This window comes from Pseudomonas sp. Q12-87 (assembly GCF_001269755.1).
Taxonomy (GTDB): Bacteria; Pseudomonadota; Gammaproteobacteria; order Pseudomonadales; family Pseudomonadaceae; genus Aquipseudomonas; species Aquipseudomonas fluorescens_S.
Genome location: NZ_LHVI01000023.1, coordinates 124,843 through 137,154 on the forward strand (window position 1 = coordinate 124,843; position 12,312 = coordinate 137,154).

The window sequence follows — 12,312 nt, forward strand, 5'->3', positions numbered from 1 at the left end:
CCAACGGCGTCGCAAATCCTGGGAAAATCGCTGTCAGAGCAAGTATCCCCGCGACCCTCATCGGGTCTGTTGCAGACCACAGGCGCCGGGGCCGGAACGAGGAACAACACATGAATCGTAAACTTCCCATCATTGCCCTGCTGCTGGGGGCACTCACGGTCACCGGCCAGGCATCCGCCCACGGTCGTGGTGGTTGGGAGGGGCCCGCAGTGTTTGGCGCCATCGTCGGTTCAGCCATCGTCGGCTCGGCCTTCATCAACCGTGATCGGCCGGTGTACGTCCAACAACCGGTCTACGTGCAGCCACAACCGGTGTACGTGCAGCAACCGCCGCCGGTCTACTACCAGCCGCAGCCGGTGTATGTAGAACAACCGATTTACTATCGCCCAGCACCGGTGTATTACGGGCCACCACGTGGCTATTACTACGGCCCGCCCCGTGGTCATTACGGCCGCTGGTAATCAGCCGCTGAGGCTATAAAAAAACAGCCTGTGATCGAGGATCACAGGCTGTTTTTTTGCGGCGCAGTCAGCGGCTCAATCAGACGTGCTCGCTGCTTTTCAATCGCGCCGGTCCATGCTCGGCTGAGGCTTGGGAGGGCTCGGCCACCACCGGCACTTCGTTGCCATCGCAGTCATGCAGCTTGCCATCACTGAAATAGTCACCTTCGCGCAGGGCCGCCAGGTCCTGGTAACGCAACACCCGTTCGGTGCCGGCGGCAAAGACCGACTGCTGGTCCGAGTTGCCCGTAGTGAAGTGGTTGAAGGCCAGGTTCAGCACGATCGCCATGATGGCCGAGGAGCTGATTCCGGAGTGGAAGATGGTCGCGAACCAACTCGGGAAATGGTCATAGAAATTCGGGGCCGCGATGGGAATCATGCCGAAACCGATGGAAGTGGCGACGATGATCAGATTGACGTTGTTACGGTAATCGACCTTCGACAGCGTACGGATGCCGCTGGCGGCAACGGTGCCGAACAGCACGATACCGGCGCCGCCCAGCACAGAAGTCGGCACGGCGGCGATCACCCGGCCCATGAATGGCAACAGACCGAGCACTACCAGGAACACCCCGCCGGTCGCCACCACGAAACGGCTCTTGATGCCGGTCACCGCCACCAGCCCGACGTTCTGGGCAAAGGCACTTTGAGTGAAGGAACCGAAGATCGGCGCGATCATGCTCGACAGCATGTCGGCGCGCAGGCCGTTACCCAGGCGCCGTGAGTCGACTTTGGTGCCGATGATCTCACCCACCGCCAGGATGTCGGCAGAGGTCTCCACCAGGGTCACCATGATCACGATGCACATCGACAGAATCGCGGCGATGTGGAAGGCCGGCATGCCGAAGTGAAAGGGTGTGGGGAAGCCGAACATCGGTCCCTGGCTGACCGAGGAGAAATCCGCCATGCCAAGGAATACGGCGATAATCGTACCGATGACCATCGCCAGCAGGATCGAAAGCCGGGAAATCGTCGCACTGCCCATCTTGCTCAGCACCAGCACCAACACCAGGGTCACCGCCGCCAGGCCAATATTGGCCATGCTGCCAAAATCGCTGGCGTGGCTGTTGCCACCCATGGCCCAGCGCGCCGCTACCGGCATCAGGGTCAGGCCGATGGTGGTGATGACGATGCCGGTCACCAGCGGCGGAAAAAATCGGGTAATACGCGAGAACACCGGGGTAATCAGCAAGCCGATCAGGGACGCGGCGATGACCGCGCCAAGAATGGCTTGAAAGCCCCCTTCTCCACCGCTGCCGACAATCGCCACCATGGTCGCGACGCCCGAAAACGATACGCCCTGCACCAACGGCAACTGACAGCCGAAAAACGGCAGGCCAAGGGTTTGCAATAACGTCGCCAGGCCTCCCGCAAACAATGACGCCGCAATCAACAGGCCGATGTCCGCCGGCGAAAGCCCGGCCGCCTGGCCGATGATCAACGGCACCGCGACGATGCCACCGTACATGGTCAACACATGCTGCAGGCCGTAAGCCATATTCGCGCCGACGCCGAGGTTTTCGTCCTCGGGCCGTGGGAGTGAAACATGGGGCGTTTTCATGGTTCGGGGATTCCCTGTTTTTTGTTATGCGCACACTGTATTCAAAACTCCCTACAAATGTCCATAGAGTTGTATACAACTTGTTGCCATGCACGCGTCCAACTGAACCGCACCGCGCAGCCAAAAAGCCCCGTTCCAGCCGTTAAAGCAGCCCTGCCAACGCGGGCCGCAGTAGCTCGCGCGGTGGTACTGTCAGGTCGAACTCTTTTTCCAGCAGGTCGATCAATCCATCGGCGTCGGTGACCACCCGTCGCTCGCTCTCCTGCCCTATCCGGTGCACCGCATAACTGTTGCCGTTAAGGGTCTTGCGCAAGCCGTCCCCGGTGCGAGCCACCATCAACCGCCCCATGAATGGCGATTCAGGGTGAGTGCTGACGTACCAGTTGCCGACGGTGTAGTCGATGCCCTCCTGGCGTTGCAGGTCGAACAGATACATCGCTCGCCACTCCCCAGCAACGTTGGCGCGCAGCATATAACCGTCCTCGTTGAGGTCGATGCGGTACGGTTCATGGGGGGTCGCCTGGGTATCGCGGCTGTCCAGCAGCAGCGGCGCGGTGGGCACCATGCCGCCGAAACCGACGTCAGTGATGTAACGCACATCGCCGAACGTCACCAGGCTGAGCCGGTGGGTCCGGGCGGGCCAGGCGCCTTCCCCGGCATTCATTACCACGCGTCCAGAGATGCTTCGGACGTCAAAACCCAGTTCCAGCAACAGCGTCAGGAATAATTGATTGAGTTCATAGCAGTAGCCGCCTCGCCCTTGCTCGAGCACCTTGCGCTCCACCGATTCGAGGTCGATGGGCACCGGTTGACGCAGTAGCGTCGCGAGGGTCTCGAAAGGAAATTCGGCGGTGTGGCGCCATTGCAGTTGACGCAACGTATCAAGGGTCGGGGCTGGCGGCTTGTCAAAGCCCAGCCGTCGCAGATATCGACCCGTATCGCTCAGTCGGGGTTGGCTCATGAGGGTGTCCTTTTCCTGGTGCGGCGCAGGGCTCAAGGCAAGCGCGCTGCCGTTGGGCGCCAGGTATAAGGCATTCCTTTTTCAGAGACAACCGCCCGCCACGACGCTGGGGCCCCTCACCGGCGTTTTCGCGACGCCAGCCGGATCCAAGTGGGCGCATGGTCGCTGGGGTGCGGCTGGTTCCTGACCCAGGCGTCGACGCCCGCCTCGCTCAGGTACGGACTGGCCGCCGGGTTCAGTAGCAGGTGGTCAATCCGCAGTCCGGAGTTCTTTTGCCAATGCTGGCGAAAATAGTCCCAGAAGGTGTAGATCCGTTCATCCGGATACAGGTGGCGCAGCGAATCGGTCCAGCCCTGGTCCAGCAACCGTTGGTAGCACGCACGGCTTTCAGGTTGCAACAACGCGTCCTTGAGCCATGAACGCGGGTTGTAGATGTCCATGTCGGTGGGGACCACATTGTAGTCACCGGCCAGCACCACAGGATGGTCGCTGGCTTGCAACGCCTGGGCGTAATCGATCAGCCGTTCGAACCAGTCCAGTTTGTAGTCGAACTTGGGGCCTGGCTGCGGATTGCCATTGGGCAGGTACAGGCAGCCCACCAACACACCATGCACCGCCGCCTCCAGATAGCGGCTGTGGCTGTCGTCGTCCCCGCCGGGCAGGCCGCGGCGGCTCTCCAGCGGTTGCGCATCGCGGGCGAGGATGGCGACGCCATTCCAGGACGCCTGCCCATGCCAGATCGCCCCGTACCCCGCCGACTCTAGCTCCGCCGCCGGGAAGTCCTTGTCCAGCGCCTTGAGTTCCTGCAAGCAGGCGATGTCGGGTTTCTCCCGCTCCAGCCACTCCAGCAAATTGGGCAACCGGGCCCGGATGCCATTGATGTTGAACGTCGCGATCCTCAGGTTTTTCATAGGGCCAGAACTCGAAATGCCAGGATACTAGCTGTGACCGGCAACCGGCGCCGGTGGTTGCAACGGGCATTCAGGAAGCGGTTTTCGACAGGGACTGGCCACTATCCAACAGGCGCGCGAACGCCTGTTTGTCGATCGGCCGGCTGAGGAAATACCCCTGCACTTCGTGGCACTGGTCCGAGCCCAACGAACCAAGCTGGGCCTGGGTTTCGACACCTTCCGCCGTGACGGTCAACCCCATGGCCTTGCCCAGGTTGATGATCGCCTGGACCACCGCCCGATCATTGCTGCTGTTGCTCATGGACGCGATGAACCGCTTGTCGATCTTGATGCCATCAAACGGGTAGGTGCGCAGGTAGCCCAGGGAGGAATAACCGGTACCGAAATCGTCCATATTCAAGCGCACGCCCAATTCCTTCAGGGCATTCATGACCTGGAGCGCACCGTCCACATCGTTAAGCATGACGTTTTCGGTGATTTCCAGTTCCAGACGGCTCGCTGGAAAGCGCGTGTCGATCAGCACCTGGCGAACATCTTCCACCACATCGCTGCGCTCGAATTGCGCCGGCGACAGGTTGACCGACACCATCAGTTCCCCCGGCCAGGTCAGCGCGGTTTCGCAAGCCTCGCGCAATACCCATTGCGAAAGCGGCACGATCAGGTCGGTCTGCTCCGCCAGCGGAATAAAGGTGTCGGGGCCCAACAGGCCTTGGGTCGGATGTTGCCAGCGAACCAACGCTTCGACGGCCACGATCGCCTGGCCATCGACCTTGTAGCGCGGCTGGAAATGCAGGACGAATTCGTTTCGCTTCACCGCTTGGCGCAAGTCGCTTTCCATTTGCCGCCGGTGCTGGATCTGATCGTTCATTTGCGGGGCGAAATAGCACCAGGTCTTCTTGCCCTCGGATTTGGCCTGGTACAAGGCGATGTCGGCGCAGCGAATCAGTTCGCCTGGCACGTACCCCTGGCGACGGCTCACGGCGATGCCGATGCTGGCGCCGATGTGCAAGGAGTGAGTCTCATAAGGGATCGGTTGCTGCAAGCTGTCGATCAACCGCGCGCAGAATCGGTCGATCTCGGTGCTGTGCTCGACCCCCTTGAGCACCACCACGAATTCGTCACCGCCCAGCCGTGCCACCAGATCGTGCTCCCGAGTGCTGTCGCGCAGCCGCTGGGCGACCTCCAGCAGCACCGCATCGCCCGCTGGATGGCCGAGCGAATCGTTGATTGGCTTGAAGTTGTCCAGGTCCACCATCAACAGGGCCAACGGCGCGGAATGCTCCTTGGCCAACAAAGCATCATCCAGGTAGCGCGCCAATTTGTTGCGGTTCGGCAGGCCCGTCAACGCATCGTGCAGCGATAGATGCTGGACCTGGGCATGGGCCGCCACCTCATCGGTGATATCGCTGGCAGTGCCGCGATACCCCGCCACCGCGCCCTTATCGTAGATCGGCCGCGCCGACACCCGACAGAAGCGCAATTGCCCGGAATGCTCGCGGTAGGAACAGCGCAAGTGGCTGGTGCTCTGCTCCAGCGTCAACTTGCTCAGCCACAGGGCAATCGGCGTGGTGTCGCAATACAACAGTTGCTCAAGGTCTTGTCCCAGCCATTGCTGGTGGGAATATCCCGTAACGGTATTGAAGCGTCCCGACAGATAAGTGATGCGTCGTTCGTCGTCGACTTCCCAGATCCAGTCGGAGGCGGCCTCAGCCACAGCCCGAAAGCGTTCTTCGCTGGCCTCCAGGGCGCGGGTGGACGTCTCCAAGCTGTCGTAGCTGGCATCCACGTGCCGAGCCGTGCGCAGGGCGTAGCGAAAAAAATAGGCGGTCAACAAAGCCAGGACCAGCAGAGCGCCACCCAGCACCGGCACCAGGGACCAGAGCAATTGCTGGCCGGGCCGTTCCAGCCGGGACACCAAACTGTAGCCAGTGCTGTCGAGCGGCACGGCGGGCTGGCCCGGTTCCAGCTCGGTGTCCTTCTTGAGATTCAAGTCGGTGAGGCCGTAGCTCTTGCCCAGCTTGCGCAACTTGACGGGGGTCAGTTGATCGACAAACAGCAGGACCGAGGTACCTTCGGGCTTTACCTGGGGGCGCTCGTCATTGGGCAGTATCACCGAAGCCGTGACGACAGCCGGCCAGCCTTCGAACAGTGTGTAGCGGATCGCCGGCACCGTCAGGTCGGGCTGCCCTTGCAGGTGCTGTACCAGATCCTCCAACGGCGTGTCCATGTAGGCCGCCGCGTCGGCCTGGACATACCTGCCCCGCACCACCGTGTACTTGGTGCGCTGCCGGTCAATGACAAACACACCCTCGTATTCGTCATTGGTGAACAGGGTCTTGCCCATATTCTGTTCGGCATAGGCCCACTGCACATCGACTTCGCCGTTGAGGTGGTCATAGGCGGTGGTCCAATAGGCGTAACTGGCGATGTAGTTTTTTGAGGCAGTGATGCGATTGTCGAGGGCGCGCTCAGTGTAGAAAAGGGTTTTACGCACGTCTTCTTCGTCCAGCTTATGGGCGATGTTGAACAGCGCGAAAACGGCTACCAGGACGCCCAGGACAAACAGTCCCGCGACACCCGCCACCAGGCGACGGGTAATGGGGGTGTGGCGCGTGGTGTTTGAGGGGGTATCGGCAGCGGAATCCATTGGCCTGCTCCTATCCTGTCAACGCTGGCTTCGACGGTGAGCACGGCGAGAGTCGTTGGCGAGTTCGCAAGATTGCGACAAGGCCTGCACGCTCCGGCGTTTCGCCAGCGAAGTCCTGAGCAATGGACCGCCACGAACCGTCGATGATTCCAACCGATCTCAGCGATCCGAGCGTTCCAGCGCATCGAGCCCGCCTTCCAACGACAACACTGCCACACGATTGCGGCCGCTGTGCTTGGCCTGGTAAAGCGCCGCGTCGGCCCGTTGGATAAACACCTCGACGCTGTCCAGGCTGCTGGGCACGAAGGCATAGCAGCCCAGGCTCACCGTCAGGAAACCGGTGGGAGAGCCGGAATGGGCGATGTGCTTGTCGATGATCCTATGGCGGATCTGCTCGGCCAGCGCCATGGCCCCGTGAAGATTGGTATCTGGCAGCAACACCGCGAATTCTTCGCCACCGTAACGCACCGCCAGGTCAGCCTTGCGATGGCAGCAGTCCTTGAGCACCGTCGCCACTTGTGCCAGGCAATGGTCCCCGGCGACATGCCCGTAGGTGTCATTGTAGCGCTTGAAGAAATCGATATCGACCATGATCAGGCTCAGCGGGCTGCGCTGGCGGGCACCGCGCCCAAACTCGATGTCCAGCGCGCGCTCGAATAATCGGCGGTTCGCCAGGCCCGTCAGGCTGTCATGGGTGGCGATCAGTTCCAGCGCTTGCTGGGCCTCGCGCAGGTCTGCTTCTATCCGCTCGCTGTTGCGCACCTGGCGTACGAATACCCAGCCGAACAGGCAAATCCCCAGGACCACCAGGGCCACGATGAGGCTCGATTGAAAGGCCCTGTCATGCCAGCCTGCCAGAATCGCGTCTTCGGACATGGCGGCGGTGACCACCAACGGATAAGCCTGCAGATGTTGATGCCCATACAGCCTGACAATGCCGTCAACGTCGGACCGGATCATTGCATCGCCAGACATCCCCGTTGCCAGGTCATGCTTGAAAATATGCTCTTCCGCCAGCGGACGACCAATCCGCGCCTCATCGAAGGGCCGGCGTGCCAGCAATGTCCCATCGGACAACGCCAGGCTCATCTCACCCTGATCGTCCAGGCTGAAGCTTTTGAAGAATCGATCGAAGTACGACATCTTGATCCCGGCCATCAGCACGCCTTGGAAGTTGCCGTCCTGGTCATTCAGGCGTCGTGAAATCGGGATGATCCAATCGCCGTTCTGGCGACTGCGAATCGCCGGCCCGACATGGCCGATCAAGGACGCGTTCTGTTGGTGGAAAGTGAAATACTCGCGATCCGCCACCCCCGCCCCTCTTTGCAAATATTCGAAAGAGGTGGTGACCCAGTGACCGTTCTTATCGAACAGGAACAAACCGTGCAATTGCTCCAGCGACTGCACGCGCCGGGCAAAGGTTTGTTGCAAGCGTGGCTGTGTCGTCGGGCCGAACCCATCGACCTGAATCCAGTCCGCCAGGCTGGCGAGGACCAGATCGGCCTGAAGAAACGTGTCCTGGGCCTGCTGCGCCATGGCCCGGGTAAGGTTGGCCGAGGCGATACGGGCCGATTGCAAGTCATAACGACGGGACTGCTCCAACTGCAGGTAGAGCAAACCACAAAGGCACAGGCACACCGCAGCGATAAACGTCACCGCTGCCTTGAGTAAAGGCAGGCGTTTGAGGTTACCGCCAGGGGCGTGGAACGGATCGATGATGGGGACTGGCAAGCGAATTCCTGAAGAGGACAAAGCATGAGCAATTCGCCCAAAGCCCCCAATATCCGTGAGCTTATCCTACCGTTTGTGAGGCGGCAATTTGCCTTTGTTGCGCAGCCGATGGGTGGCGGAGTGGATCCAAAATCAAACCCCAACGCCGCTGAAACCGGTGTGTGGCGGGGGATTGGCTCCTTGGGGCGACTGCGCAAAACAGGATGATCCGTCGATGATGATTCAACCTCGTATTTCACGGTTTCGAAGAGCTGTTTTTTACAAGCAAACCTCGCCGGGGGCTATCTAAATTGCGTAACGCCCCCTAACTTAGATCGCCTTTGATTGCCAAGCGCCCCCGCCGACCATGAACAGACCGCCCCAAACCGTCGACGCCCCCCTGACTCGCCCCGCGACCGTCAGCCTGCGAGAAGCTTTCTGGTTCTGGCTCAAGCTGGGCTTCATCAGTTTTGGCGGGCCGGCGGGACAGATCTCGATCATGCATCAGGAACTGGTGGAGCGCCGACGGTGGATTTCCGAGCGGCGCTTCCTGCATGCGCTCAATTACTGCATGTTGTTACCGGGACCTGAAGCCCAGCAGTTGGCAACGTACCTGGGTTGGCTGATGCACCGCAGCTGGGGCGGGGTCATCGCAGGGGCGTTGTTTGTCCTGCCTTCGCTGTTCATCCTCATCGCATTGTCCTGGCTGTACGTCGCCTTCGGAGAAGTGCCGATAGTGGCAGGCGTTTTCTATGGCATCAAACCGGCCGTGACGGCCATCGTGCTGCATGCCGCCCACCGTATCGGTTCCCGTGCACTCAAGAACGGTTGGCTGTTGGCGATCGCTGCGGCGTCATTCACCGCGATATTTGCTTTTAACCTCCCGTTCCCGCTGATCGTGCTAGGTGCGGCTGTCATCGGTTACTTCGGCGGACGCTGGGCTCCAGGGAAATTCAGCCTGGGCGGTCACGATGCCAAGGAGCAATCCTTCGGCCCGGCCTTGATCGACGACGACACACCAACCCCGGATCACGCCCGTTTCAGCGCCTTCAGACTCGCTCGGCTGGTTGTCATCGGTGCCCTGCTCTGGGTATTGCCGATGGGGCTGCTGACGGCACTGTTCGGCTGGAGCGGGACGCTGACCCAAATGGCCTGGTTCTTTACCAAGGCCGCACTGCTGACGTTCGGTGGCGCCTATGCGGTTTTGCCTTACGTGTATCAGGGCGCCGTCGGACATTTCGGCTGGCTGACGCCGACGCAGATGATCGACGGCCTGGCCTTGGGCGAAACCACGCCCGGGCCATTGATCATGGTCGTGGCGTTCGTCGGTTTTGTCGGGGGTTATGTCATGCAGGTGTTCGGCCCCGAACAGGCCTTCCTCGCTGGCGCCGTGGCGGCCACGCTGGTGACCTGGTTTACGTTCCTGCCTTCGTTTCTGTTCATCCTGGCCGGCGGCCCATTGGTCGAATCGACCCACAACGCGTTGAAATTCACTGCTCCGCTGACCGCGATTACCGCCGCGGTGGTCGGGGTGATCCTCAACCTCGCCTGTTTCTTCGGCTATCACGTGCTGTGGCCCAAAGGATTTTCCGGCGCGCTGGACTGGCCGTCAGCAATCATTGCCCTTGCCGCGGCCATTGCGCTGTTTCGCTACAAGCGCGGCGTTATCCAAGTATTGGTGGCGTGCGGGTTGGCCGGGTTGGCGGTGCATTTGCTGCGCTAGGGAGACGGTGGCGACCACGATTGCGAGATCGCCTCATGACCCAGCGCAAATGCCATCCCCCCTCATCGGCTAAGCTCAACCTATCATCAAGACAGGGAATCGACATGAGCAAGGCAGACCAGCTAGCGGCCAAACTGAGGCAAACCCAGCAAACCCGTGCCGACACCGACAATTGCGCCGACCTGGCAATCGAACATTGGCCCGCCCAGGTCTACGAGCTGTACCGTCAGATCGAAACGTGGCTGGCGCCGGTGTGCGAGGCCGGCCTGGATATCCGGCGCAACCCTACCCACGTGTTCGAAAGCCATTCCAGCGGTTCGACGTACCACTACGCCATCGATCAGTTGATCATCGAAGGCAACCATCGACGCATCACCCTTGACCCAATCGCGCGCTTCTCGACCAAAGGAGACGGCTGCATCGAGATCCACATGAAAGGACAGGAGCATTGTCTTTTACGGACATTGGGCGAGCATGGCGAATCGTTGTGGCATATCCAGGCGCTGCGCTCGGCCGGAAAACAGCCCGACCCCGTGGCGTTGGACGAGGACGCGCTGCTGTCATTGATCGAGGAAGGCCTGGGGCTATAACGCGAATGGGCAGCCCTGAGACTGCCCACTGTTGTAGCGCAACACCGACTAGAGGCTGATCCGTGTGGCCGATTCGGGCACGGGATCAACAGGCTCCCTTCGCGTTGCCCCTGCCGTTTGCCGTCCCAGCAGAACACTCAGGGCGTTGTCGATCTCGTCAGCCGCGCCGTTTGCGTACCGCGCATCGGCCCAACCCCAGTAATGATCAGCCATCAACCCACCCACCGCTTGTGCGCACAGCTCATCGCTGCTGATGCCCATTTTTCCGGCAGCAGCGATCACCGCCATAAGGGCCTGTTCCAATTGAGAAATTCTCTCGGTAGCCACAACTAATCAACTCGACTGATCGTTGAGCGAAGCTTACCAAGATATCAATGTGCCACCAACTCCAGGCGCCCAATGGTCATTCCAATCATTGCCTTTGGCGTTGGACCGGCGCGGCTGATCAACCCGCCGTGTTGTAGCTCACTGCGCGGCGCAGCGATGAACAATCCCGACGGGCCGCGCGCGCCGCCAGAACACTCAAAACCGCAGCAACGCAGAGCACGGCGGCGCTGGTTTCGAAGGTCGCCTGGTAGCCACTCAGGTCAAACAGAATGCCGCCCATTGTTGCACCCGCCGCGATAGCAAGCTGGACGATGGCGACCATCAGCCCGCCCCCCGCTTCGGCGTTATCCGGTAGCGTTCGCGCCAGCCAGGTCCACCAACCAACAGGGGCTGCCGTGGCCACCAGCCCCCAGAGGCCGAGCAGTAGGGTCGTGATCGTCATCGACTGTGCAAACCACATCAGGGCAATGGCGATTGCAGCCATCAACAGGGGAATGACCACGAGTGTTCGATACAGACCGTTCTTCAGGAGTGCGCCGATCAGGAAGGTTCCCAGCAAACCTGCCATTCCGATCACCAGCAGCATGAAGGACAGCATGGGAACGCTCACCTGCGTCACCGTTTCCAGAAACGGTCGCAGATACGTGAACAGCATGAACTGGCCCATGAAGAACGCGCTGACCGCCAGCATGCCCAGCGCAACGGGCGCGCGGGTCATTAACTTAAAGACGTTGCCACTGCCTTTCTTCGTTCGTGAATGCATGGAGGGCAGGCGTAACAGCAGCCAGACCAGCGCCACCGCCGCAACAGGCACGATGCAAAAGAACGCGCCCCGCCAACCGATGATCGCCCCGAGGAAGCTGCCCAACGGTGCCGCCACCACCGTCGCCAGGGCATTGCCGCCATTGACGACGGCCAATGCCCGCGGCACTTGATCGTCCGGTACCAGCCGCATGGCCGTGGCGGCCGACAGCGACCAGAAACCGCCAATCGCCACGCCGATCAACGCGCGGCCCAGCATGAACGTCGTGTAATTCGGAGCCAGCGCGACCACGGTTCCAGACACGATCATCAGCAGCGTCAATCCTGACAACAGCCACTTGCGGTCGATCCGGGCGGCAATCGAAGCGATGAACAGACTGGCAATCAAGGCGAAGGCGCCGGAGACGGCAATGCCTTGGCCGGCCTGCCCTTCGCTGACGTGAAGATCAGCCGCAATCGGTGTCAGCAGGCTGACCGGCATGAACTCCGACGCAACAAGGGCGAACGCGGCGAGCGACATGGCGAGTACGGCACCCCAGGCGGGTTGGCATGGTGGTGTCGGCAATGAGGTATCGGTCATTGGCATTGGACCTTTGAGTTTCTTGGTGGACTTGAAAATC

10 protein-coding genes are annotated in these 12,312 nt (G+C 60.8%); 3 read left to right on the plus strand and 7 right to left on the minus strand.

Annotated features, from left to right (window positions below; all coding sequences use genetic code 11):
• Positions 1 to 110 precede the first annotated feature (110 nt).
• Positions 111 to 461 (plus strand): hypothetical protein, encoded by a 351-nt coding sequence (locus AD663_RS17235; RefSeq protein WP_003183208.1) that lies wholly within the window; start codon positions 111 to 113, stop codon positions 459 to 461.
• A 79-nt stretch (positions 462 to 540) separates the two neighbouring features.
• On the opposite strand, the gene AD663_RS17240 is transcribed toward AD663_RS17235, so the two are convergent.
• The 5 genes from AD663_RS17240 to AD663_RS17260 form a co-directional block, all read right to left on the minus strand.
• Positions 541 to 2,061, minus strand: coding sequence for a nucleobase:cation symporter-2 family protein (locus tag AD663_RS17240; protein WP_053214223.1), 1,521 nt, complete (start codon positions 2,059 to 2,061; stop codon positions 541 to 543).
• A 142-nt stretch (positions 2,062 to 2,203) separates the two neighbouring features.
• Positions 2,204 to 3,022, minus strand: a complete 819-nt coding sequence (locus AD663_RS17245) for an arylamine N-acetyltransferase (protein ID WP_053214224.1) — start codon at positions 3,020 to 3,022, stop codon at positions 2,204 to 2,206.
• A gap of 116 nt (positions 3,023 to 3,138) precedes the next feature.
• Positions 3,139 to 3,933: an exodeoxyribonuclease III gene (xth, locus tag AD663_RS17250; protein ID WP_003183214.1), complete on the minus strand. Its 795-nt coding sequence runs from the start codon at positions 3,931 to 3,933 to the stop codon at positions 3,139 to 3,141.
• Between the two features lie 70 nt (positions 3,934 to 4,003).
• Positions 4,004 to 6,580, minus strand: coding sequence for an EAL domain-containing protein (locus tag AD663_RS17255; protein WP_003183217.1), 2,577 nt, complete (start codon positions 6,578 to 6,580; stop codon positions 4,004 to 4,006).
• A gap of 159 nt (positions 6,581 to 6,739) precedes the next feature.
• Positions 6,740 to 8,311, minus strand: a complete 1,572-nt coding sequence (locus AD663_RS17260; RefSeq protein ID WP_003183219.1) for a GGDEF domain-containing protein — start codon at positions 8,309 to 8,311, stop codon at positions 6,740 to 6,742.
• Between the two features lie 346 nt (positions 8,312 to 8,657).
• Between AD663_RS17260 and chrA the strand changes: the two genes are divergently transcribed.
• Positions 8,658 to 10,013: a chromate efflux transporter gene (gene chrA, locus AD663_RS17265; protein WP_003183221.1), complete on the plus strand. Its 1,356-nt coding sequence runs from the start codon at positions 8,658 to 8,660 to the stop codon at positions 10,011 to 10,013.
• Positions 10,014 to 10,117: 104 nt separating this feature from the next.
• Positions 10,118 to 10,603 carry a hypothetical protein gene (locus AD663_RS17270; protein ID WP_053214225.1) on the plus strand — a complete coding sequence of 162 codons (486 nt, stop codon included), beginning with the start codon at positions 10,118 to 10,120 and terminating at the stop codon, positions 10,601 to 10,603.
• A 48-nt stretch (positions 10,604 to 10,651) separates the two neighbouring features.
• Here the strand turns inward: AD663_RS17270 and AD663_RS17275 are convergent, their stop codons facing one another.
• Both AD663_RS17275 and AD663_RS17280 read right to left on the minus strand, forming a co-directional pair.
• On the minus strand, positions 10,652 to 10,906 hold the full coding sequence (locus AD663_RS17275) for a hypothetical protein (RefSeq protein WP_177330205.1): 255 nt from the start codon (positions 10,904 to 10,906) through the stop codon (positions 10,652 to 10,654).
• A 142-nt stretch (positions 10,907 to 11,048) separates the two neighbouring features.
• Positions 11,049 to 12,272, minus strand: coding sequence for an MFS transporter (locus AD663_RS17280; protein ID WP_053214226.1), 1,224 nt, complete (start codon positions 12,270 to 12,272; stop codon positions 11,049 to 11,051).
• Positions 12,273 to 12,312 lie beyond the last annotated feature (40 nt).